A 23890-nucleotide genomic window follows, 5' to 3' on the forward strand; every position below is an offset into this window, starting at 1 on the left:
ACGCCCGGAGGGAATTCCCTCCGGGCGTTCCGCGTTCTGGGTGGCAGAAAGTTCTACGTTCAACTAAAGTCGAGGCACGAGGACGCCAAGGAGGCCCCCAAAATGCCCGCTGTGACCGTCGAGAACCCGCTGACCCTGCCCCGTGTGGCCGCGCAGGCGGATGCCGTGGCGCGCCCCGTGCTCACCGTGACGACCGCGCCGACCGGCTTCGAGGGCGAGGGGTTCCCGGTGCGCCGCGCGTTCGCCGGGATCAACTACCGCCACCTCGACCCGTTCATCATGATGGACCAGATGGGTGAGGTGGAGTACGCGCCGGGCGAGCCCAAGGGCACGCCCTGGCACCCGCACCGCGGTTTCGAGACCGTGACCTACATCATCGACGGCACCTTCATCCACCAGGACTCGCACGGCGGTGGCGGCACCATCACCAACGGCGACACGCAGTGGATGACGGCGGGCTCGGGCCTGCTCCACATCGAGGCCCCGCCGGAGTCCCTCGTCATGTCCGGCGGTCTCTTCCACGGCCTCCAGCTGTGGGTGAACCTGCCCGCCAAGGACAAGATGCAGAACCCGCGCTACCAGGACATCCGCGGTGGCCAGGTCAAGCTCCTCACCACGGCCGACGGCGGCGCGCTGCTCCGCGTCATCGCCGGTGAGTTCGACGGCCACGAGGGCCCCGGCATCACGCACACGCCGATCACGATGGTGCACGCCACCGTCCGCCCCGGCGCCGAGGCCACCCTGCCCTGGCGCGAGGACTACAACGGGCTCGTGTACGTGCTCGCGGGCCGCGGCACCGTCGGCGCCGAGCGGCGTCCGATCCACGCGGGCCAGACCGCCGTCTTCGGCGCGGGCTCGTCCCTGACCGTGCGCGCCGACGAGTCCCAGGACGGGAACACCCCCGACCTGGAGGTCGTCATCCTCGGCGGCCAGCCGATCCGCGAGCCGATGGCCCACTACGGCCCGTTCGTGATGAACACCAAGGCCGAGCTCCAGCAGGCCTTCGACGACTTCCAGGCGGGCCGCCTGGGCGTCATCCCGTCGAAGGAGCGCCTGCCGCACACGTAAGCCGTGTGTGCCCGTGATCGTGACGGCCCGCCGACTCTGCACCCGGCGGGCCGTCACCCATATGTGCCCCCCCTGACTCACCCGCCCGGTCCGCCCGGGAGGTGCGCCGCGCCCGGTCATGATCGTCTGGCCGGGTGCCGACCCGTCAGCAGCTCCTCCCCGAACCCGCCCGCCGCGTCGCCGCCTGGTGCGCGGTGGCCCTGCTCGTCGCCGGGGTCGCCTGGGTCGGGATCAAGCTGTGCGTCGAACTCAAGACGGCCGTCGTACCGGTCCTGCTCGCGCTGCTCGGCACCGCCCTCCTGCGCCCCGTCTACCTCGCCCTGCGCCGCGCGAAAGTGCAGCAATCCCTGGCCAGCGGCCTGACCTGCGCGCTCATCCTGATCGTTGTGGGCGGCGCCGGATACATCGTGGTCGCGGCGCTCATCGACACCGGCGACCAGATCGTGGCCTCGGTGAAGACGGCCGCCAACGACCTCTCCGACCGGTTCGGCACCGGCGCGGTCGACTTCGACCACCTCGCCGACAGCGCCCAGGACCTGCTCAAAAAGTACGGGGGCAGCGCCGCGTCCGGCGTCATCAGCGGGCTCAGCGTCGTCGGCGAGGTCGTCGCCATGGCCGTCCTCGCGCTCCTGCTCTGCTTCTTCTTCCTGCGGGACGCGGGGCGCTTCCGCCACGCCCTGCGCCAGGCCGCGCCCAGCAGCGGCGAGACCCTGGAGGCCATCGCCCGCCGCTCCTTCAACTCGATCGCCGGGTTCATGCGCGGCACCACGCTCATCGCCCTCATCGACGCCACCTGCATCGGCGTCGGCCTGCTCATCCTGCGCGTCCCCGGCGCGGTCGGCCTCGCCGCGCTCGTCTTCGTCGGCGCCTACATCCCCTACCTCGGGGCCTTCATCTCCGGCGCGGTCTCCGTGCTCGTAGCCCTCGCGGACCGGGGTTTCGTCATCGCGCTGTGGGCGCTCGGCGTGGTCCTGGCGGTACAGGTGCTCGAAGGGCACGTTCTCCAGCCCATGATCCAGTCGCGCACCGTGCAGATGCACCCGGCGGTGGTGCTGCTCGCGATCACCGGCGGTGCCTCCGTCGCCGGGATCATCGGGATGCTGCTCGCGGTACCGCTGACGGCCGCCGCGTTCGGCATCGTGAACGAGCTGCGGGGGCGCTACGGCAATGGGGGCGGCGGTGTTTCACGTGAAACAGCCGACTCGTCGACGGTGCCGTCCGCGGCGCCCGAGGGCTCGTAGAGCTCGAACCAGATGCACTTGCCCTCGCCCTGCGGGTCGACGCCCCAGTGCTCGGCGAGCAGCTCCATGAGGACGAGGCCGCGGCCCGACGAGGCCAGCTCCCCCGGCCTGCGCTTGTGCGGCAGGTTGTCGGAGGCGTCCGCGACCTCCACGCGCAGCCGCCGCGCGCCCTCCCCGTCCTTGGCGACCTCGGCGACGAGCAGCGCGTCACCGTCGGTGTGGACCAGGACGTTGGTGACCATCTCGGAGACGAGCAGCACCGCCGAGTCGACCTGGTCGTCGTCCGACCAGTCGTGCAGCAGCTCGCGCAGCTGCTGGCGGGCGGCGGAGATCCGCTCCGGTTCGGCCTGCGCGATCGTCATGGCCGTGCGGCGGCCGGTGGAGGGCTTGCTCGACCGGAGCGTACGGCGCAGGAGCAGCAGCGCTATGTCGTCCTCGCGGCGATCGACGAGCGGGCCCGTGGTGTGGTGCGAGGACGGCCCGTGCACCGCCTGGACGAGCGTGTCGGCCAGCTCCTCCAGGGAGTCGGCGGGGCCCTTCTCCAGCGTCTCGCGCACCCGGACCCAGCCCGTGTCGAGGTCGTGCCCGCCGGTCTCGATCAGGCCGTCGGTGCACAGCAGCAGCGTCTCGCCGGGCTCCAGGACCAGCCGGGTGGTGGGGTAGTCCGCGTCCGGGTCGATGCCGAGCGGGAGCCCGCCGGCCGTGGGCCGCATCATGACCGTGCCGTCGGCCATCCGTATCGCCGGGTCGGGGTGGCCGGCGCGGGCGATCTCCAGGACGCCGGTCGCCGGGTCGGCCTCGACGTAGAGGCAGGTCGCGAAGCGCAGGTCGTCGGGGTCGCCGCCGCCCACGGTGTCGCTGATGCCGTTCAGGAAGCGGGAGGCACGGGAGAGGACCGCGTCGGGGCGGTGCCCCTCGGAGGCGTAGGCGCGCAGCGCGATGCGGAGCTGGCCCATGAGCCCGGCGGCGCGCACGTCGTGGCCCTGCACGTCGCCGATGACCAGGGCGACCCGGCCGCCCCCGCTCTCCGTCCGCGCGGCGCCGCCGGGCAGCGGGATGATGTCGTACCAGTCGCCGCCGACCTGGAGCCCGCCGCCGGTCGGCACATAGCGGGCCGCGATGGAGATGCCGGGGATCTCGGGGCCGAGGTTCGGCAGCATCGACTTCTGCAGGCCGTCCGTCAGCTCCCGCTCCGACTCGGCGACCCCGGCCCGCGACAGGGCCTGCGCCAGCATCCGCGCGACCGTCGTCAGGACCGACCGCTCGTCGGGCGTGAACGACACCGGGTAGGCGAAGCCCGCCATCCACGCGCCGATCGTCCGGCCCGCGACGACGAGCGGCAGGAACGCCCACGACTTCCGCCGGAACCGGGCGGCCAGCGGCCAGGCCGCCGGATAGCGCTTCTGGTACTCCTCGGGCGACGACAGATAGACCGCGCGCCCGGTCCGGCAGACCTCGGCCGCCGGATAGTCCGTGGACAGGTCCATGTCGGTGAAGGGGTGCGCGGAGTCCTCCGGCTGCCCGTAGTGCCCGATGACGGTGAGCCGGTCGCCGGTGACGCCGAACACCGCGAGCCCCTCCGGGGAGAAGCCGGGCATCGACAGGCCCGCGGCGACCCGCAGCACCTCCTCCGTCGACCCTGCCTCGGCGAGCGCGCGGCCCGCGTCGAGCAGGAACGCCTCGCGGGAGCGGCGCCAGTCGCCGGTGACGGGGGCGCGGGCGGCGGTCCCGGGCGGCGGCTCGGTGACCTCCTGGAGCGTGCCGATCAGCTCGTAGGAGTCCGGGCTCTCGCCGGTCATCACCGGCTTGGAGCGGCTGCGCACCGTACGGATGACGTGCCCGCGCTCGTCCATGACGCGCAGGCGGGCCTCGGCGAGGGTGCCCTCGGCGACGGCGAGCTGCACGATGCCGTCGATCTCGTTCCAGTCGACGGGGTGGAAACGGGCCCGGGCCCCGGCCTCCGACAGGCTGACCGGACGCCCGTCCGGCGAGGGCATCCCGATCAGCCGGGCGGCCTCCACGTCGAACGTGACGAGGCCCGCCCGGTTGTCCCACCGCCACAGGCCGGTCGCGAGAGCGGCGAGGACGTCCTCCACCGGAGGGAGGGGCTCACCAGTGCGCATGGCCCCACTCTAAGAAGAGGTGATCGCACACGGCCACCGAGGATATTTGGCGGCCGAGCCTGGGGCGGCCGGTACCCTTGGGGGAACCGGGCTGTCACCCCGGAACCCCGAAACGCGAAGGCTGGATGAACGACGATGCATCGGTACAGGTCCCACACCTGCGGCGAGCTCCGCGCCTCTGACGTCGGTGCCGACGTCCGGCTGAGCGGCTGGCTGCACAATCGCCGAGACCTGGGCGGCATCCTCTTCATCGATCTGCGCGACCACTACGGCATCACGCAGCTCGTCGCCCGGCCCGGCACCAAGGCCGCCGAGGTCCTCGACAAGCTGACCAAGGAGACGGTCGTCCGCGTCGACGGCAAGGTCGTCTCCCGCGGCGCGGACAACGTCAACCCGGAGCTGCCCACCGGCGAGATCGAGATCGAGGCCGCCGACATCGAGGTCCTCGGTGCCGCGCAGCAGCTCCCGTTCCAGATCAACCAGGACGACGGGGTCGGCGAGGAGCGCCGCCTGGAGTACCGCTTCCTGGACCTGCGCCGCGAGCGCATGCACCGCAACATCATGCTGCGCTCGGCCGTGATCGCCGCCATCCGTTCCAAGATGGTCGCCCTCGGCTTCAACGAGATGGCGACGCCGATCCTCACCGCGACCTCCCCCGAGGGCGCCCGTGACTTCGTCGTCCCGTCCCGCCTGAACCCGGGCAAGTTCTACGCGCTGCCGCAGGCCCCGCAGCAGTTCAAGCAGCTGCTGATGATCTCCGGCTTCGACCGGTACTTCCAGATCGCGCCCTGCTTCCGCGACGAGGACGCGCGCGCGGACCGTTCGCCGGGCGAGTTCTACCAGCTCGACGTCGAGATGAGCTTCGTCGAGCAGGAAGACGTCTTCCAGCCGATCGAGAAGCTCATGACCGAGCTCTTCACGGAGTTCGGCGGCGGCCGTGAGGTCACCTCCCCGTTCCCGCGCATCCCGTTCCGCGAGTCGATGCTGAAGTACGGCAGCGACAAGCCGGACCTGCGCGCCAAGCTCGAACTCGTCGACATCTCCGACATCTTCGAGGCGTCCGAGTTCAAGGCGTTCGCGGGCAAGCACGTGCGCGCGCTGCCGGTGCCGGACACCGCCTCGCAGTCCCGCAAGTTCTTCGACGGCCTCGGTGACTACGCGGTCGAGCAGGGCGCCAAGGGCCTGGCCTGGGTGCGCGTCGCCGAGGACGGTTCGCTGACGGGCCCGATCGCCAAGTTCCTCACCGAGGAGAACGTGGCGGAGCTGACGAAGCGGCTCGGCCTGGAGGCCGGTCACGCCGTGTTCTTCGGCGCGGGTGAGTTCGACGAGGTCTCCAAGATCATGGGCGCGGTCCGCGTCGAGGCCGCCAAGCGTGCCGGGCACTTCGAGGAGGGCGTCTTCCGGTTCTGCTGGATCGTCGACTTCCCGATGTACGAGAAGGACGAGGAGACCGGCAAGATCGACTTCTCCCACAACCCCTTCTCGATGCCCCAGGGCGGCATGAAGGACCTGGAGGAGAAGGACCCGCTGGACATCCTCGCCTGGCAGTACGACATCGTCTGCAACGGCACCGAGCTGTCCTCCGGCGCGATCCGGAACCACGAGCCCGAGATCATGCTCAAGGCGTTCGAGATCGCCGGTTACGACCGCGACACCGTCGAGGCCGAGTTCGCGGGCATGCTCCGCGCCTTCCGCTTTGGCGCCCCGCCGCACGGCGGGATCGCCCCCGGCGTCGACCGCATCGTCATGCTCCTCGCCGACGAGCCCAACATCCGGGAGACCATCGGCTTCCCGCTGAACGGCAACGCGCAGGACCTGATGATGGGCGCGCCCACCGAGCTGGACGAGTCGCGCCTGCGTGAGCTGAACATCCAGCTGCGCAAGCCAGTGGAGAAGAAGTGACGCGTTGACGCTCCGCTGATCGCCGCGATGTGAGGGGCCCGGAACCGTTGAAGGTTCCGGGCCCTTTGGCGTGGGTGCGCTCGTACGGGGTCACTTTGTGTGGTCGGGCGGTGATTGTCAGAGGTGACCCGTACTGTGAGTACAGCCGATTGATCCGCGATGACGCAGATGGGGAGGCCGTCATGACGTGTGTAGGGGAGCGGTCCGCCGTGGTCCTTGAACAGGATGAGTTCGAGCAGCTGGCGCACGATGCCATACGGGCGAACGAGTCACTGCGCCTGGAGTTCATCGACGGAAAGCTGGGGGTCAAGGCCGTGCCGGACGGCAATCACGGGCGCATCATCCAATGGCTCACTCGTCTGTGCATGCAGTCGAACGCCGACTGGTGGTTGCACCCGGAGCAGGGCTTGCGGGTCGAGACCTACCGCAGGGGCAATGCCCGCCCTGACGGCTCGTTGGCGCCCAGCGATCACTTCGTCGGGCAGGGCGAGTGGGCCGGCGCGGACGGGGTCGTCATGGTCGTCGAGGTGACGTCCAATGACGCCGACACCAACCAGCGGGACCGTGTGGAGAAGCCACGCGCCTACGCGCAGACGGAGATCCCGGTCTATCTGCTGATCGACCGTGACTCCTGCGAGGTGAAGGTGCACTCCCAGCCCGACGGAGTCCGATACGAGCAGGTAGTGACGGTGCCCTTCGGCAAGACGGTCGCGCTGCCCGACCCGGTCGGGTTCGATCTGGACACGGAGCCGCTGAAGGACTGGGTCAGCTAGGGTCCCGTTTTTTTTGCGGAACACACAGCTCGCACCCATCTCATTGACAGCTACCGTCCCTAGGTTGCTCGGCCATGACGGACAACGAGTTACCTCAAGATGGCGTGGCCGCACCGGAGTTGACGCGGCGCAAGGTTGTTGTCGCCGGCGGGGCGGCTGTCGCGGCCGTTGCTGTGGGCGGCGGGGTCGCCTTTGCCGGGCAGGGTGGGAACGCGGGTCCTGAGGAGTGCTATCGGCTCACCGCCGAGACCACCGAGGGGCCGTACTACATCGATGCCGACAAGATCCGCCGTGATGTCACCGAGGACAAGGAGGGCATTCCGCTGATCCTGCGCGTCAAGGTGATCGACAGTGAGAGCTGCCGACCGGTCCGGCACGCCGCTGTCGACATCTGGCACTGCGACGCGCTCGGGATCTACTCCGGGTACGAGGACGCGTCGCAGGGCGGGCCGCCTGGTGGGCCGGGTGGGTCCGAGCCGCCCACCGAGGCGCCTACCGGGCCGCCGCCGGGCGGGGGTGGTGGGCCCGGGAAGACCGAACCCACCGATGAGCACCGCTACCTGCGCGGTACGTGGCTCACGGACCGGCACGGGTTCGTCGAGTTCAGGACCGTCTTCCCGGGCTGGTACCGGGGCCGGGCCGTGCACATCCACACCAAGGTGCACGTCGGCGGGAAACTGACCGAGAGCGGCTACGAGGGCGGGCACACCTGCCACACCGGCCAGTTCTTCTTCGACGAGGCCGCCGTGCTCGCCTCCGCCGAAGTCACCCCGTACTCCACCAGCACCACGGAGCGCACCACGCTCACCGAGGACACCATCTACGACCAGAGCGGCGTCAGCGGCGGGCTGCTGCGGCTGCGCTACAAGAAGGGCCACATCGCGCGGGGTGTCGTCGCGTCCATCACCGTGGGCGTGGACCCGGACGAGACGCACGAGGGGCAGGACGACTGGGGGACCCAGCCGGCCCCCTCGCCGTCGGCCTCGTAGCGGATCACTCGTAGCGGGTTACTCGGGAGCGCCGCCGAAGCGCTCCTTGTACGACTCCAGGTCCTCGTCCGTGATCTTCGCGAAGAGGACCGGCGGGACGGTGAAGGCGGTGCCCGCGGGAACCAGGGTCAGGGACTTCGCCTCGTCGGCGCTGATCCAGGTGTGGTTGTCGTCCGGGAGGGCGAACGCCGCGCGCATCGCCGCCGCCGAGGACGGGATGAAGGGCTCCGAGACCACCGAGTAGAGGTGGATCAGGTTCATCGCCGTGCGGAGGGTGAGGGCCGCGCCCTCGGGGTTGGTCTTGATCTCCAGCCAGGGGGCCTTCTCCTCCAGGTAGGAGTTGCCCGCCGACCACAGGGCGCGCAGCGCGGCCGCGGCCTTGCGGAACTGGAGGGCCTCCATCTGGGTCTCGTACTCGGCGAGGAGCTCGGCGATCTGCTCGCCGAGCTTCGTCTCCGCCTCGCCGGGCTCGCCGCCCGCCGGGACGTCGTCGCCGAAGCGCTTGCGGGAGAAGGACAGGACGCGGTTGACGAAGTTGCCGAGGGTGTCGGCCAGATCCTTGTTGACCGTCGCCGTGAAGTGCTCCCAGGTGAAGGACGAGTCGTCCGACTCCGGGGCGTTGGCGATCAGGAAGTAGCGCCAGTAGTCCGCCGGGAGGATCTCCAGGGCCTGGTCGGTGAAGACGCCGCGCTTCTGGGACGTGGAGAACTTGCCGCCGTAGTAGGTCAGCCAGTTGAAGGCCTTGAGGTAGTCGACCTTCTTCCACGGCTCCCGGATGCCCATCTCCGTGGCCGGGAACATGACGCTGTGGAACGGCACGTTGTCCTTCGCCATGAACTCCGTGTACCGGACGTCGGCGGCGCCTTCCGGCTCGTACCACCAGGACTTCCAGTCGCGGGTCTCACCGTCGGGCGCCTGGTCCGCCCACTCCTTCGTCGCGCCGATGTACTCGATCGGGGCGTCGAACCATACGTAGAAGACCTTGCCGTCGGCCGCCAGCTCGGGCCAGGTGTCGGCCGGGACCGGGACGCCCCAGTCCAGGTCACGGGTGATCGCGCGGTCGTTCAGGCCCTCGGTCAGCCACTTGCGGGCGATGGAGGAGGAGAGCTGCGGCCACTCGTCGGCGACCTCGTCGATCCACGCCTCGACCTCGCCCTGCAGCTTCGACTGGAGGAGGAAGAGGTGCTTCGTCTCGCGGACCTCCAGCTCGGTCGAACCGGAGATCGCGCTGCGCGGGTTGATCAGGTCCGTCGGGTCCAGGACGCGGGTGCAGTTCTCGCACTGGTCGCCGCGGGCCTTGTCGTAGCCGCAGTGCGGGCACGTGCCCTCGACGTAGCGGTCCGGGAGGAAGCGGCCGTCGGCGGGCGAGTACACCTGGCGGATCGCCCGCTCCTCGATGAACCCGTTCTCGTTCAGACGGCGGGCGAAGTGCTGGGTCAGCTCCGCGTTCTGCGGCGACGAGCTGCGGCCGAAGTGGTCGAACGCGAGCGCGAAGCCGTCGTAGATCGCCTTCTGGGCGTCGTGCGCCTGCGCGCAGAACTCGGCGACCGGCAGGCCCCGCTCCTTCGCGGCCAGCTCGGCCGGGGTGCCGTGCTCGTCCGTCGCGCAGATGTACAGCACGTCGTGGCCCCGGCGGCGCAGGTAGCGGGCGTACACGTCGGCCGGGAGCATGGACCCCACCATGTTGCCCAGGTGCTTGATCCCGTTGATGTAGGGAAGGGCGCTGGTGATGAGGTGTCGAGCCATCGGGGGCTGCTCCCATGTCGTGACGGTGCGTTGCGCGCAGTGAGACCCGGGGGTTTCGGCTGCGGGGTCTGAATCCAGAAATCGTAGCCGACAGGGGGCGGCCGCCCGCGCGGTGTTTTACTGCGCGGACGGCCGACGGTTCTCGGGGCGGGTGCTACGGGCGCCGGTGCTACGGGCGCCAGGCCGCCAGTACGCCCTCGTACAGTTCGGCGTCGGTCAGCTCCAGCGGGGTCGGGCCCGCGTGGAAGAACGCGGCGTTGTCCGCCTTCAGCTTGCGGAGGTAGTCGAAGCCCTTCGCGTCGTGCTCGCCGAACGCCACGAACTGGAAGAACAGCGGGTGGCTCGCCGCCTTCGCCAGGGCCTCGTTCGCCGGGCGCTGGGTGTCCGGGGGGCCGTCCGTCTGGAACACGACCAGCGCGGGGGTCGTCGGGTCGTCGCTCTTCGTGTGATGCTCGACGATCTCCTCGATGGCGCGGTGGTAGCTGGTGCGGCCCATCCGGCCCGCCGCCGCGTGCCACTCGTCGATCTTGCCCTCGTAGGTGTCGTCGAGGGTCAGGTCGCCGGTGGCGTCGATGTCCGTCGAGAAGAAGACGGTGTGGACGGTGGGGGTGTCGCGGTCGTCCAGGTGCGCGGCGAGGGCCAGGGTCTGTTCGGCCAGGGCGCTCGCTGAGCCGTCCTTGTAGTACGGGCGCATCGACCCGGAGCGGTCGAGGACCAGGTACACCCGGGCCCGGGTCCCGGTGAGGCCCCGCGCCTCCAGGGCGGCGCCGGCGGCTTTGTGGGCGGCCAGGAGGCCCGGGGCGACGGCCTTGGCCTCTGCGGCAGCAGCGGGCTCGGTGCCCGAGGCCTTCGCCGGGGTCTTCGCCGGGGCCTTCGACTTGGCGGGCTGCTTCGTCGCGGCCTTCTTCTTGGTGCCCGACTTGGCCTCGGGCTCGCTGCTGTCGGAGGACTTGGCCGTGGTTTTGGCGGGGGTCTTCTTCCGCGCGGGTGCCTTGGCCGGGGCCGCGCGCTTGGCGGTTTTCGCGGGGGCGTTCGGCTCCGCCTTGGGGGTGGTGGCGGACGTAGCCGGGGCGGCGTCAGCGTCCGTGGCTGCGGGCGCGGTCTTCTCGGCCGGGGTTGCGGTCTTCGCCGGGTTGTCCGCCTTGGCCGCTCCGTTGGGCTTGTCGGCGTCGGCGGCCTGGTCCGGGGTCTCGCTTGCAGCGGGTGCGCTCTCCTCAGCCGGGGCTGTGGTCTTCGCCGGGGCATCCGTCGTGGCCGCGCCCTTTGCCTGGCCCGCGTCAGTGGCCTGTTCCGGCGCCTCGGTTGCAGCGGGCCCGCTGTCCTCAGCCGGGGTCGCAGTCTTCGCCGCCCCCTGGGCCTTGGCAGCGCCCTTCTCCGCCGGGGCGTTCTCGGCTGCCGCCCGCTCGTCGGCGGTCTGGTCCGGGGTCTCGTTCGCGGCGGGTGCGCTGTCCTCAGCCGGGGCTGCGGTCTCCGCCGGGGCGTCCGTCGTGGCCGCGCCCTTTGCCTGGTCCGCGTCGGCGGTCTGGTCCGGGGTCTCGTTCGCGGCGGGTGCGCTGTCCTCAGCCGGGGCTGCGGTTTTCGCCGGGGCGTCCGGCGTCGCCGCCCCCTCGGCCTTGGCCGCCTCCTTCTCCACCGGGGCGTTCTCCGTCGCCGCCCCCTCGGCCTCACCCGCGTCAGCTGCCTGCTCCGCTGTCTCATCTGCAGCAGCCGCGCTCCCCTCGCCCGGCGCCGCAGCCCTGCTGTCCTCAGCCAGCGCCGCAGCAGCACTCTCCTCAGCCGGCGCCGCAGCCGCGCTCCCCTCGCCCGGCGTCGCAGCCGTGCTGTCCGGGGTGGCCGGGGCCTCATCCGGGGCCGGCTTTTGCGCGGGCACGCTGGCACCGGTGTCGCCCGAAGCCCCCGCATCCCCCGGAGGGGACGGCTTGGGCACCGTCACGTTGTCGAAGGCCGCCGCGACCAGGTCGTCGGCCTCGCCGCGGGACGGGGCCGGGACCGTCGGGCGGGCGGGAGGCTCGCTGGGCGCGGGGCTCGTTGAATCCGGCGAGTCCGCGGCAAGCGGCTCCGTGTCCCTCTTCCGGGACCGCCCGAACGCGTTCCGCAGCAGATCCAGAATGCCCATGTGCGCAACCTTCCGCATGAGTTGGTCCCCGAACGTCCCTGGAACCCCTGGCCAGGGCGGACACGTAAGGTTAGCCGCCACGGAGGGCGATCTTGGGAAGGGTCCGCCGACGATCCCCCCGACGGGCCGCCCGTTTCACCCGGCCAGGACGACCAGGATGGTCAGGACGGTCAGGACGGTCAGGACGGTCAGGGCGGTCAGGGCGGTCAGGGCGGTCAGGGCGGTCAGGGCGGTCAGGGCGGTCAGGACGGCGGATCACACCGTGTCCTCCTGGAAGTCGTACGCCGGTGCCTGCCGCGCCGCCTCCCCGTACGCGGCCCGGAGATCGGGCAGCACCGCGTCGAGCAGGGTCTCGCTCCGCGCCGCGAGCAACAGCCGTACGCCGACCGGGTCCCCGTACAGCGGCCGGATGGCCATGTCGGCGCGGGCGCGGGACGTGGGCTGGCACAGGGCCACCACCTCGCCGGTCGCGACGAGGGACGCCGCGGTGAGGTAGTCGCCGTGCAGGACGCGCGGCTGCAGCCCGGCGGAGCGCAACGCCCGGAGCAGGCCGTCCCATTCGCCGTCGACCGTCGGGTCGACCATCCAGCGGTCGCCCGCCAGGTCGGAGAGGCGGACGACGGCGCGGCCCGCCGCCGGGTGGTCCGTCGACAGCGAGACGAACTGCGGTTCCCGTTCCACCAGTACCCGCCACACGAGCCCCGGCGGCATCCGCAGGGGGCTGCCCTCCACCTCGTGCACGAACGCCACGTCGAGCCCGCCCTCGGCGACCCGCCGCAGCAGCGCGTGCGCGGAGACGTCCACCCGCAGGGTCGGCTCCGTGCCCAGGAACTCGGCGTTGTCCCGGAGCCGCCGCAGCCAGCCCGGCAGCGCCCGGCTCGCCGTGGAGCCGATCCGGAGCCGGCCGGGCCCTTCGGCCGTCGCCGCCGCGACCGCGCGGGCCTCGTCGACCAGCGTGCTCAGACCGTCGACGAGCGGACGGGCCCGGGTCAGCAGGGTGCGGCCCAGCGGTGTCGCCCGGCACCCGGTGCGTTCCCGGGTGAACAGCGGGCCGCCGAGAAACGCCTCGATACGGCGCAGCTGTGTGCTCAACGCGGGCTGGGTCAGGCCCAGGTGGCGCGCGGCCTTGTGCAGGCTTCCTGTGTCCTCGATCGCGCACACGGCGCGCAGGTGCCGTATGTCGAGCTCCATGGGCGCTGAGCGTAAGGCGAGCACGGGGGCCGCACCAGTAGTCCGTCCCGTACCAAGCCACCGCATCACGGCCATTTTTCCCAGCACCACGACCAGTCGCCGTCCGGCACGAGGCACTGCCCCTGATAACACCGCCCTATCCCCAAGTGCCATCATTCCCAGCCGCCCCGCCCGCCCCCACACTCACTTGCATGACCATGACAGCACCCCCCACAGTCATCCGTCTCCTCGCAGCCGCCTTCGGCGCCGGCCTCACCGTCACGGCGCTCGCGGCCGGTCCCGCCACCGCGCAACCGGCGCCCCAGGAGCGGGCGGACACCGCCAGAGTCGGCTACACCGGCTCCGCCGAGGACGCCGCCGCCAACAAGGCGTTCTTCGAGGCGGTCGTGAAGTCCGTCGCCAAGCAGCGCGCCACGAACCCGCTCGCCGCGCAGGTCACCGTTACGTACAACGCGTCGCGCGCCCCGTCCTTCCGGACGCAGATAGCGAACAGCACGTCCATCTGGAACTCGTCGGTCACGAACGTCAAGCTCGCGTCGACGACCGGCACCGGCAACTTCCAGTACCGCGAGGGCAACGACTCGCGCGGTTCGTACGCGTCCACGGACGGGCACGGCCGCGGCTACGTCTTCCTCGACTACGCGCAGAACCAGCAGTACAACTCCACCCGCGTCACCGCCCACGAGACCGGGCACGTGCTCGGCCTGCCGGACCACTACTCGGGTCCGTGCAGCGAGCTGATGTCGGGCGGCGGCCCCGGCACGTCGTGCACCAACGCGTACCCGAACGCCACCGAGCGCTCCCGCGTCAACTCCCTGTGGGCCAACGGCTTCGCCAAGGCCCTGGAGAAGGCCGAGGCCCAGCTCCGGTAGGAGCAACCGGAGCAACCGGAGCAACCGGAGCAACCGGAGCAACCGGAGCAACGGGAGCAACCCCTCACCGCACCCGGCCGGGGCGGGTCTACGGACGGATCATCTCCGCCGTGGGCCCGCCCCGCACCCCGATCGCCCGCGCCGCCGCCACCTCCTGGCGTACGTGTTCGAGGACCCCGGCGTCGTCGCCACCCGGCTCCCCGAAGTCCGCCCGGACCTCCTCAAGGACCACCGAGTCCCGCAGCCCGCGCGCCAACTCCCGTAGCTGAAGCGCCACTTCTCGCACCTCGGCCCCGGACGGCGGAGCCGCGCCGTGCCGGACCCGGACCCGCGCCGCGGTCGTCGCGTCCACGATGCGTTCGACCGCGACGACCAGGGGCCACCACGCCGCCGCCCGCCTCCCCGTGGGCGGCGGCTCCGTGAGCGCCCGCTGGAACTCGGTGCGGATCACGGACAGGTCCCGGTACAGGCGGCGCCGCATCCGTGCCCGTACGGCCGGTTCCTTCGTCTCGCCGAACGCGCACTCCACGTACGCCGCCGTGTCGGCCACCGCGTCGGCGAGCCGGTCGCCGATCCGCGTGTGCCAGCTCTCCGGCCACAGCAGATAGCCCGCTACGAGGGCGATCGCGCACCCCGTCAGGCTGTCCAGGAGGCGTGGCCCGAGCAGCGCCGTGCCCTGGTGGTTGAGGAGGTCGGAGAGGAGCAGGATGACCGGGGTGATCGCCGCCGTCTGGAAGGCGTAGCCGCGGGGCGTGAGCGCGGGGATGAGCGGCGCGAGCAGCATCATCACCGGCACGTCCCACCAGCCGAGCGGCACCTCCGCGAGCACGGCCGCCGCGACCACGAGGCCCGCCGCCGTGCCGACGGCGCGCAGGACCGCCCGCGAGAAGACGGACCCGAAGTCGGGCTTCATGACGAACGTGATGGTCAGCGCCACCCAGTAGGAGCGCGGCACCGGCACGGTGGAGACCAGGATCTGCGCGATGCCGATGCAGAGGGCGAGGCGCAGGCCGTAGCGCCAGGAGGCGCCGGAGAGGAGCACGTTGCGGGTGCCGCGGCGGGCCCGTACCCGGAGGGCGGCGGGGTGGCCGAGACGGTCGTCGACGTTGGTGAAGTCGTTCTCCCCCGTGCGCGCCGCGACCTCCGCCGCGTGCCGGACCGCGTGGTCGAGGGCGCGCGCGGCGGGCCCGTCGGGCGCGGGCAGCACGAGCGAGGCGGCGTTCGCGGGCCGTCCGGCGGCGATGGTGTCGGCGAGGGCGCGCACCGCGTCCGGCACCTGCGGCGGCAGCGGCACCCCGCACTGGTGGACGGCGGGCGCCGCCTCGACCACCGGGGTCACCGCGTTGAGCTGGGCGACCAGCCGGACCTGCTCCGGGTTGCGGCCGTGGGTGCGGGCGCGCCGGGCGAGGACGAGGTCGTAGGCCTGGTTGAGGGAGTGCGTGACGGCGTACCGGGCCTCGGTGTAGCCGGCCGGGTCCTGGCTCGCGGCCTCCAGGAGCCGGGCGACGCCCCGGTACGTCGACGCGACCGCCGCCCGCTCGGGCACACCGCCGCGCAGCGGCCAGGCGAGCAGCGCCAGGAGCAGGACGAGGGCGCCGCCGCTGGTCATGAGGAGCGGGGCGAGCCACCAGTCGCCCGGCATCGGCAGGCCCGCGCCCACCACACAGTTGAGCAGGAGAAGGAGACCGGCGACGGAGGCGACCGCGCCGATCGTCGAGATCATCCCGGAGACGAGCGCGACGGCCGTGACCGCCGCGACCGCGCACCAGCCCTGCCCGTTCACCAGCGTGCCCACCGCCACACCCACCGCGCCGAACAGCTGCGGGACGGCGATGTTCAGGATGCGCATGCGGTACGCGTCCGCCGTGTCGCCGATGACGCCGCTCAGGGCGCCCATGGAGGCCAGCGCGCCGTAGGCGGTGTGTCCTGTGGCCAGGCCCACGGCGAGCGGCGCCGCCATCGCGACCGAGGCCCGCGCCACGGCGGGCCAGGGGACCGGGGCGCGCTGCGGCTTGAGCGTTCTGACCAGCCAGTCGGGGGGCGTCAGGCGACGGCGGGGCGGCATGGGACCAGTATGCGATCTTCGCCGCCCCGGCCGGGGCCTTTGAACGTGCGGTCAGACGGCCTTGCGCCGGTGGCCGTCGTGGTGCGCGAGCGCCCAGATCACGAAGACGCCGATGCCGATGGCGATGACGGACCAGACGGGCGCGTACGGCAGGAAGAGGAAGTACTCGATGACGTACAGCGAGGCGAGCGCGATGCCCGCGCCGCGCGCCCAGTCGGCGCCCTTGAGGATGCCCCAGCCGGTGAGGGCCACGAGGATGCCGAGGATCAGGTGGATCCAGCCCCACGCGGTGAGGTTGAAGGAGTAGACGTAGTCGCCGACGCGGGCGAACACGTCGTCCTTCACGATGCCCGCGATGCCTTCGAGGATCCCGAGGAGACCGCTGACCAGCATCAGGACACCGGCGAACATGGTGCCGCCCGCGGCCCACCCGTCACCGTCACCGTCCCCGTCCCTGTGCTTCCGCGAGCCCGCCATGGGGTCCGGGTTCGGGTCGGGCGTCGGGGGCGGCGGCGTGCCGGGCGGCGGGGTGCCGGGGGGAGTCGTCTGGCTCATGGGGAAGCCCTCCTCGTCTCACTCCTCGTGTCCCTACGCGTGTCACCGCTCGTGTCACCGGTTCTGTCGCCGCTCGTGCCACCGCTCGTGTCACCGGTTCTGTCACCGCTCGTGTCACTGCTCGTGCCACGCGTCGTATACGGGGAAGGCTCGTCCTGCCCCGGCCGCGCCGCACCCCACGTACGGCCGAACGGGTGAAACCGCGTCAGCCACACCGCCACCGCGACCGCCGCGCCCACCCCCACGACCACCCAGGACACGGTCCGCATCGACGACGTCAGCGCGTCGTACACCGCGCCCGCCGTCGCCTTGTCCGCGGCGTCGTCGAGGTCGCCGAGGGTGAGCGAGCGGGCGATCGTCAGCGCGAGGAGCAGCGCGGCGGCGCCGAGGGCCATGCCGAGCGCCGTGGCGACGACGGCGCGGCGGCGGCGCAGCGCGAGGAGCAGGCCCGCGACGGTGAGGACGAGGGCGGCCAGGGGCAGCCACAGGCCCGCGACCTGGAGGATGTGCAGGCTCTTGCGCAGCTTGGCGAACTCACCGGCGGACAGGACGGTGATCTCGGTGTGCGTGACCGGGATCTGCGCGGCGAAGGGCACGCCGTCGTCCTCCAGTTGCTGCTTCACCTGTCGCGTGACGGGCGCCAGGTCGAGGGTGACGGCGCCGGTGCCGCCCTCGTCGAGGGCGCGCTGCACCGCGTCGTGCGCGGCGCGGTTGGCGGTATCCCACGCCTGCCTGAACGCGTCGGTGCCCGTGAACGAGACCACGGCGTCGTGCAGGTACTGCTCGACGGTGGACTGCAGCGGCCCGACGCTGATGTTCTTCATGATCCCGGTGGTCACCGCGGCCCCGACCGTGTTCCGCACGTCCTCGTCCGTGGCGAGCGGCGCCATCGCCGCCACGTACCGGTCGCTGTCGCCGATCTCGTACTTCGCCCAGGTGGACAGCGTGCCGAGAGGGACGAGTAGGCAGGCGAGGACGAGGAGCACGGGGGCGAGCGCGGCGCGGACGGTGCGGTTCACCCCTCAAGGCAAGGCCCCGCGCGCGTGGAGCGCGAGCGGGGGAGCCGCAGATGGAGTACGGCCGGGCGGTGTCACGCCCGCCGCACGTCGTCACACGGTGACGCGCTTGCGCCCCACGGCGTGGGTGACCCGGTGCGCCTCGGTGTACTCGCTGGAGGAGTAGTACCGGTACAGGGTGCCCAGGAAGACGCCGACGCCGACGGCCAGGCCGATGAGCATCGACCAGACGACCGCTCCGTTGGCGAGGCTGTGCAGGAAGCCGATGGCGGCTCCGGCGAAGACGCCCCAGACCAGCGAGTGCAGGGCGATGTGGCGGACGCCCTGGCGGGCGCTCCAGAGGTGGATGCCGAGGCAGAGCGCCGCGACGAGGACGCCGCTGATCAGGCCGAGCGCGATGTTGCCGCCGGTCACCCCGTGGCCGTAGCGCTGGATGTTCGCCGCCCAGAACCCGTACAGGACGCCGGCGAGGACCGCCAGGGCCGGCGCGGTCATGGACGCCGACGGGGTCGCGGGGCGGCCGGACTTGGTGGAGCGTGCCGGTGCGGGTGCCGCGTGAGCCATGACGGCTCCTTTCAGATACCCCCTGCTTGTCCCCCTGTCCCGTTCCTCCATTGACGGCCGGACGCGCGGGATCCGCAACGCGGCGGCTCTCGGCGGCGGGCTGTCAGTGGGCGCCGTCAGCGGGCGCCGTCAGTGGGCGCCGTCGTCAGTGGGCCGGGACGGTCACGAACCGTGACGTCAGGTGCAGGTCGGCGGCGACGGCCGCGCCGGTCATCCGCAGCGCCTCCGCCCACGCTTCCACGGACCCGCGGCCCTGGTGGCCGGTGACGTCGAGCGCGGAGACGACGCGCCCGTCCCGGTCCCGCACGGGGACGGCCACGGACCGCAGCCCGTCCTCGGGGCCGTCCACCACGGCCGCGTCCGTCCCTTCGAGGAGCACGCGTCCGGCCGCCGTCGACGCGGCGGGCAGCCGGGAGCCGACGCCGATGTCGACGGCCATGACCCGGCGCGGAGCGACCCGGGCCGTGCACCGGACCCGGTCGCCGTCCGGCGCGGAGTCCCGTACGGAGAGGCCGACGGACTCCCCGAGCCGCTCCGACAGCGCCGCCAGGTGCGGGGCCGCGATGCGCGGCAGCGTCGTACGGGACAGCGGGGCGCAGCCCAGGGCCAGGACGCGGGGCGTCAGCCGGTACGTACGGTTCGCCTCCGGCGCGGCGTAGCCCAGGTACTGGTACGTGAGCAGGGCGCGCCGCGCCGTCGCCCGGGTGAGTCCGGTCCGCTCGGCGATCTGGCTGAGGGTCAGGGCGGGGTGCGCGGCGTCGAAGGCGGTCAGTGGACCGAGCCCGCGGGCGAGCGACGCGACGGGGCCGACAAGAGCCCCTCCGGCGATTGAGGAGCGGGGGCCGGGGCGGAGCCCCCGGGGGTGCGGCGAAGTGGCCAGTGCCTCTTCCATCTCCGCGACGCACGCGTCCAGCTCGTCGCGCACGGCCCGGCTCAGCGAAGCGACCCCGTGCCGGCTCGTATGGCTCACCACGCTCACCGCACACACGACCTCTCCCGAGGGACCCCGTACGGGCACGGCCACGGCGATGAGCCCCGGCTCGACCAACTGATCGTCGACCGCCAGCGGCACCTCGTCCCTGAAGACCAGACCCGGCGCCGACCCGGCGAGCGGCAGGGAGTCGCCGACCCGGAAGCTGATGGACAGTGCGCGCCGCCGCAGCACCTGGTGCACGAACCGGATGTCGGGGCCGTCCGGGACCGCGAGGGAGACGGATTCGTCGAGGGTGTCGGCGAGGCGGTCGGCGAGCGGCCCGAGGAGTTCCGGCACCCGCAGCGCGTCGAGGCAGGCGTTGGCGACGGCCATGAGGGGCGGGGCGAGGGAGGCGTCCCGCCCGTCGAGGCGTACGTACCCGAGGTGGGCCAGGGTCGCGCAGACCCGGTCGACGGTGGAGCGGGCGAGCCCGGTGGCGCGGGCGAGTTCGGCGAGCGCGAGCGTGCCGTCCGCGTCCGTGAGGCGCCGCAGCACGTCGAGCCCCCGGATGAGCGGGGTGACGGCCTCGGCGGGCGGCGCCTGGCGCACGGACGACGACGACAGGGACGACGGGGACGACAGGGACGACGGGGACGAGGGAGAGGACGGGGAGGGCGCGGACGGCACGGGAAGCACGAGGGCAACCGTAAGCGACCGTGTGCGACGGCGGCCGTACGCGGTCGTACGCGGCCGTACTCGGCCCTACGCGGCCAGGCTCAGCCGCGCAGCAGTTCCACCACCCGGTCCAGCGTGGCGGGGGCGAGGTGGCGGCGCAGGGATTCCACCACGTCCTGCGGGGCGGCCCGGCTGTCGATCCTGATTACGCCGTAATCGCGGCCCCGCCGCTCGGCGCGGGCGGCGGGCACGGAGGCGGCGGGCAGTTCCCCGTACTCTCCCGGCAGCCGCTGCTCCTCGCGGGGGAGGCGGGCGATGCGCCGGGCGTCCTCGACGGAGACCCGCCCGTCGGCGAGCGCCTCCTGGAGATCGTCGCGGAGCTTCATCAGGGACAGGCGCTGGGAGACGAAGCCCTGGGTCTTGCCGATCCGGGCGGCGACCTGGCGCTGCGAGTAGCCGTAGGCGGTGATCAGGCCCTGGATGGCCTGCGCCTGTTCCAGCTCGGTGAGGTCGTCGCGCTGGACGTTCTCGATCAGCGCGTCCTCGTCGGAGCGGCTGGCGTCGGCCCGCACGAGGACGGGCACCTCGTCGAGCCCCGCCATCTTCGCGGCGGCCAGGCGCCGGTGGCCGTGCAGCACGACGTACGGGGCCGGGCCGACCGCCTCCTCGTGGTGCGGGTGGGCGGCGACGAACACGGCGGCGGGGACGACGCCGAGCGCCTGGAGCACGCCGCGCTCGCGCACCGTCTCGGCGAGCCCGTCGAGGTCGCGCAGTTCGTGGCGCGGGTTGTCGGGGTTCTCGGCGAGGTCGGAGACCGGGACGGTCACGGGGACGGTGGGCGGGCGCGTGCCGGGCGCCTCCTGCGCGGTTCCGCTGCGCTCGGCGCCCGCCGGACCCAGCAGGGACGAGAGATCGGTACGGCGCCCCATCAGGCCTGCACCTCCTTCTTCGTACGGGAGCGGGTCCGCGTGCGGGTCCGTGTGCCGGCACCGCGCGCGGGCTTCGGGATCGCGGCCAGCCCCACCTCCAGGGCGAGCCGGAAGAAGTCCTCGCGGGCCTGGAGGGCGACGCGGTTGGCGCCGTACTGCGTGACGACCAGGCCGTCCGCGCTGGCCCGCGTGTGCAGCTTGTAGTGGCGCACGACGGTACGGGCGAGCGGCCAGCCCTGCGCCTCGACGAAGGCGCGGGTCTGCTCCAGGTCGGCCTTGCCGTCGCGCGGGTCCCAGTTGTTGATGACGACGCGGAAGGGCAGGCCGCGCGGTTTCACGACCCGCTCGACCGTGCGCTGGGTCGGCTGGAAGCCGAGCGGCTCGGGCTCGATGGGGACGATCACGTCGGTGGCGGTGGAGAGGACGGCGCGGAGCGCGTCGGCGGCGGCGCCCTTGCCGAGGGGGTCGGCGCCGTCGTTCTCGGCGAGGTCGAGCCAGCCCGGGGTGTCGACGAAGATGTGCTGCGCGGACGGGATCCGGGACAGCGCGGCGAGCCCGGGGAGGTCGTTGTGCGCCTGCACGAAGTCGAACGGCAGGCCGTCGCCGACCCGCTCGGACCACCACACGGCGGAGCCCTGCGGGTCGATGGAGACGGCGACGACCGGCGGGTGCTCACCGTCGCGGGGCTCGCCCGCGCCGAGCACGTCGGCGGTGACGGCGGCGAGGTTCACGGCGAGGGTGGACTTCCCCACCCCGCCCTTCTGGTTGAGGATCACGTGCACATGTGCCACGAAAGCTCCCTTAGGTAGCGAAATGGAGCGTTTGGTGCTTTTGGGGCGAACGCTCGAGGTCACTGTGGCAGTGCGGTGGGCCCGGGGAGTGGTTCACACGCCGCTACGGTCGCCCGAGGGCGTTACGGGAACCGTGCCGTCGCGCAACAGCAAGGGCGTGGCCAGCAGCAGAATCCCGGCGGCGGCGAGCGCGCCCCGCGTACCGGTCGCCGCCGCGAGCCCGCCCCACAGCAGCGTCAGTGTCGCGGTGACGGCACTGCCGGTGATCGACCAGGCGGACAGCACCCGGGCCACACGGTCCGTCTCCGTCCGCCGCAGCCGCTCCCGCGCCATGACCGGGTTGAAGACGCCGCAGCAGGTGATCAGCCCCAGCTCGACGACCATCACCACCGCGAGCCCGTACGCCCCGGGCCCGACGAACGCGAGCCCCACCGGCCAGCACGCCCGCGCCGTGCCGCTGACCCGCAGCACCCGGTCCACCCCGTACCGCCGCACGAGACGCGGCGCGAGACGCGCCCCGGCGAGCCCGCCCAGGCACGGCACGCTGAACACCAGGCCGTACTGCCATACGGGGAAGGAGAGTTCGCGCAGCATCAGCACCGCCATCAGCGGCGATCCCACCATGATCAGGGCGTTGACCAGCGCGGTGTTGAGGAACAGCCCGCGCAGATCCGGCCGCCGCCACAGGTACCGCCAGCCCTCCCCGACCCCGGCCCGGCGGAACCCCTCGCCCGCGCCCTTGGCGGGCACGGGTTCGGGGGCGCGGATCGCGCGGACGCCCGCCGCGGACAGGAGGTAGCTCACCGCGTCCCCGACGACCGTGGTCAGCGGCCCGAACGCGGCGATCGCGGCGCCCCCGAGCGGCGGCCCGAGCGCTGTCGCCGTCCAGGTCGTCGTCTCGAACCGGGCGCTGGCGACGAGCAGCCCGTCCGCCGGGACGAGGGCCTTCAGATGGGCTCCACTGGCGGCCCTGAAGACGATGTCGGCGGCGGCGACGACCACCGACACGAGCACCAGCTGGACGAAGCCCAGCACATCGAGCACGTACGCGAGCGGCAGCGTGAGCAGCGCCGCGCACCGTACGAGATCCGCCCCGATCATCGTGGGCCGCTTGCGCCGGAACTCCACCCACGGCCCCGTCGGCACCGCGAGCAGCGCTCCGGCGGCGAGCCCGGCCGACGCCAGGAACGACACCTGCGCCGTGCCGCTGTCCAGGACGAGGACCGCGATCAGCGAGAACGCGTCGAGCGCCAGCCACGTCCCCGCCGTGCTCGCCGCGAACGCGGCCCACAGCCATCCGAAGTCCCGGCCGAGCCGTGTCGTCGTGTCCCTCATGACCTGCGATCCAAGCGACGCGGGGCGGCCCGATCAAACAACCGGGAGCCCGGTCCCGTACAACGCGTGGTTGTATGGCGGGGTGGATCAGGAAGCCGTACGCACCTTCGTCGCCGTCGCCGAGGAGGGCCAGTTCCAGGTGGCCGCGCAGGGCCTTGGCGTCAGCCAGCAGGCCGTGTCCAAGCGGATCGCGGCCCTGGAGGCGGAGCTGGGCGTGCGCCTGTTCACGCGGGTGCCGCGCGGCGCCCAACTCACCCTGGACGGACGGGCGTTCCTGCCGCACGCCAAGGCCGTCCTCCGCGCCCTCGCGAAGGCCACCGCCTCGGTCCGGCCGGGGCGGCGCCCCCTGCGCGTGGACGTGATGGGCACCCGCGCCATGACGGCCGGGCTGGTCCAGGACTTCCACCGCACCCACCCGGACGTCCCCCTCGACGTCGTCGCGCTCGGCGCCTCAGGAAAGGCCGTGCTCGACGCGGTCCGCGACGGCGCCGTCGACTCCGCGTTCTGGGCGTGCCGCGTCCCGGCGGACCAGTTGCCGCCCGGGGTGCGCAGCACGCGTGTGGCGGACGAACCGCTCCTCCTGGTGACGGGCCCCGCGCACCCGTTGGCGGACGCGGACAGCACCACGCTGCGGGCCCTCGCCGGTCACCACATCTGGATGCCGAGCCTGACCCCGGGTACCGAATGGGCCGCCTATTACCAGGAGTTGGCGGCGGAACACGGGCTGGCGATCGACGCGTCCGGCCCCAACTTCGGCACGGACCACCTGCTCCAGACGGTCGCGGAGTCGGCGACGACCGCCACGTTCATGGGCCCGCGCACCCCGCTCGCCTACCCGGCCGGTCTCGACCTGCGCACCATCCCCGTACGCGACCCGGAACCGGTCTACCCGCACTCCCTGCTCTGGCGCGACGACAACCCGCACCCGGGCCTGGCAGCCCTCCGCGCCCACCTGACCAGGGACTACCGGGCCCCCGACAGGGAGGCCTACTGGCTGCCCCGCTGGGCCGCCTGAAGCTCCCCGCT

General features: G+C 72.4%; 19 protein-coding genes. 7 read left to right on the forward strand and 12 right to left on the reverse strand.

What is annotated here, in order from left to right; all coding sequences use genetic code 11:
• Positions 1–102 precede the first annotated feature (102 nt).
• Both N5I75_RS28130 and N5I75_RS28135 read left to right on the forward strand, forming a co-directional pair.
• Positions 103–1068 (forward strand): pirin family protein, encoded by a 966-nt coding sequence (locus tag N5I75_RS28130; protein ID WP_476681861.1) that lies wholly within the window; start codon positions 103–105, stop codon positions 1066–1068.
• Between the two features lie 134 nt (positions 1069–1202).
• On the forward strand, positions 1203–2309 hold the full coding sequence (locus N5I75_RS28135; protein WP_476681863.1) for an AI-2E family transporter: 1107 nt from the start codon (positions 1203–1205) through the stop codon (positions 2307–2309).
• Here N5I75_RS28135 and N5I75_RS28140 read toward each other — a convergent pair.
• Positions 2228–4432, reverse strand: a complete 2205-nt coding sequence (locus tag N5I75_RS28140) for an ATP-binding SpoIIE family protein phosphatase (RefSeq protein ID WP_476681865.1) — start codon at positions 4430–4432, stop codon at positions 2228–2230. The two genes, N5I75_RS28135 and N5I75_RS28140, sit on opposite strands and share 82 nt — an antisense overlap.
• Positions 4433–4567: 135 nt before the next feature.
• Between N5I75_RS28140 and aspS the strand changes: the two genes are divergently transcribed.
• The 3 genes from aspS to N5I75_RS28155 all read left to right on the forward strand — a co-directional run bounded on the left by aspS (position 4568) and on the right by N5I75_RS28155 (position 8096).
• Positions 4568–6334, forward strand: coding sequence for an aspartate--tRNA ligase (gene aspS, locus N5I75_RS28145; RefSeq protein ID WP_476681867.1), 1767 nt, complete (start codon positions 4568–4570; stop codon positions 6332–6334).
• Positions 6335–6516: 182 nt separating this feature from the next.
• Entirely contained in the window at positions 6517–7107 is a 591-nt protein-coding gene (locus tag N5I75_RS28150; RefSeq protein WP_476681869.1) for a Uma2 family endonuclease, read from the forward strand.
• A 74-nt stretch (positions 7108–7181) separates the two neighbouring features.
• Positions 7182–8096, forward strand: a complete 915-nt coding sequence (locus N5I75_RS28155) for an intradiol ring-cleavage dioxygenase (RefSeq protein ID WP_476681871.1) — start codon at positions 7182–7184, stop codon at positions 8094–8096.
• Between the two features lie 18 nt (positions 8097–8114).
• Here N5I75_RS28155 and metG read toward each other — a convergent pair whose 3' ends face one another.
• From metG to N5I75_RS28170, 3 genes are all read right to left on the reverse strand, one after another.
• Positions 8115–9842: a methionine--tRNA ligase gene (gene metG / locus N5I75_RS28160; RefSeq protein WP_476681873.1), complete on the reverse strand. Its 1728-nt coding sequence runs from the start codon at positions 9840–9842 to the stop codon at positions 8115–8117.
• A gap of 169 nt (positions 9843–10011) precedes the next feature.
• Positions 10012–11958, reverse strand: coding sequence for a VWA domain-containing protein (locus tag N5I75_RS28165; RefSeq protein ID WP_476681875.1), 1947 nt, complete (start codon positions 11956–11958; stop codon positions 10012–10014).
• A 255-nt stretch (positions 11959–12213) separates the two neighbouring features.
• Positions 12214–13149, reverse strand: a complete 936-nt coding sequence (locus tag N5I75_RS28170; RefSeq protein WP_476681877.1) for a LysR family transcriptional regulator — start codon at positions 13147–13149, stop codon at positions 12214–12216.
• 197 nt (positions 13150–13346) lie between these two features.
• Between N5I75_RS28170 and snpA the strand changes: the two genes are divergently transcribed.
• A complete protein-coding gene (snpA, locus tag N5I75_RS28175) occupies positions 13347–14021 on the forward strand; it encodes a snapalysin (RefSeq protein WP_476682351.1) in 675 nt (224 codons plus the stop codon).
• Between the two features lie 88 nt (positions 14022–14109).
• Here snpA and N5I75_RS28180 read toward each other — a convergent pair whose 3' ends face one another.
• The 8 genes from N5I75_RS28180 to N5I75_RS28215 all read right to left on the reverse strand — a co-directional run bounded on the left by N5I75_RS28180 (position 14110) and on the right by N5I75_RS28215 (position 22864).
• A complete protein-coding gene (locus N5I75_RS28180; protein ID WP_476681879.1) occupies positions 14110–16086 on the reverse strand; it encodes an FUSC family protein in 1977 nt (658 codons plus the stop codon).
• 51 nt (positions 16087–16137) lie between these two features.
• Positions 16138–16641, reverse strand: coding sequence for a DUF7144 family membrane protein (locus tag N5I75_RS28185; RefSeq protein ID WP_476681880.1), 504 nt, complete (start codon positions 16639–16641; stop codon positions 16138–16140).
• Positions 16638–17660, reverse strand: coding sequence for a hypothetical protein (locus N5I75_RS28190; RefSeq protein ID WP_476681881.1), 1023 nt, complete (start codon positions 17658–17660; stop codon positions 16638–16640). Before N5I75_RS28190 ends, N5I75_RS28185 begins: the two co-directional genes overlap by 4 nt.
• Before the next feature lie 90 nt (positions 17661–17750).
• Positions 17751–18221, reverse strand: a complete 471-nt coding sequence (locus N5I75_RS28195; protein WP_476681882.1) for a hypothetical protein — start codon at positions 18219–18221, stop codon at positions 17751–17753.
• Between the two features lie 145 nt (positions 18222–18366).
• Entirely contained in the window at positions 18367–19830 is a 1464-nt protein-coding gene (locus tag N5I75_RS28200) for an IclR family transcriptional regulator domain-containing protein (RefSeq protein ID WP_476681884.1), read from the reverse strand.
• Between the two features lie 80 nt (positions 19831–19910).
• Positions 19911–20738: a ParB/RepB/Spo0J family partition protein gene (locus tag N5I75_RS28205; RefSeq protein ID WP_476681885.1), complete on the reverse strand. Its 828-nt coding sequence runs from the start codon at positions 20736–20738 to the stop codon at positions 19911–19913.
• On the reverse strand, positions 20738–21529 hold the full coding sequence (locus N5I75_RS28210; protein WP_476681887.1) for a nucleotide-binding protein: 792 nt from the start codon (positions 21527–21529) through the stop codon (positions 20738–20740). The genes N5I75_RS28205 and N5I75_RS28210 overlap by 1 nt, the downstream gene beginning before the upstream one ends.
• Before the next feature lie 93 nt (positions 21530–21622).
• Complete coding sequence (locus N5I75_RS28215; protein ID WP_476681889.1) at positions 21623–22864, reverse strand: MFS transporter; 1242 nt, start codon at positions 22862–22864, stop codon at positions 21623–21625.
• Positions 22865–22946: 82 nt separating this feature from the next.
• Here N5I75_RS28215 and N5I75_RS28220 point away from each other — a divergent pair, with 82 nt between their 5' ends.
• Positions 22947–23879, forward strand: coding sequence for a LysR family transcriptional regulator (locus N5I75_RS28220; protein ID WP_476681891.1), 933 nt, complete (start codon positions 22947–22949; stop codon positions 23877–23879).
• The last annotated feature ends 11 nt before the right edge of the window (positions 23880–23890 follow it).

The sequence above is a fragment of the Streptomyces sp. R818 genome (assembly GCF_056172735.1).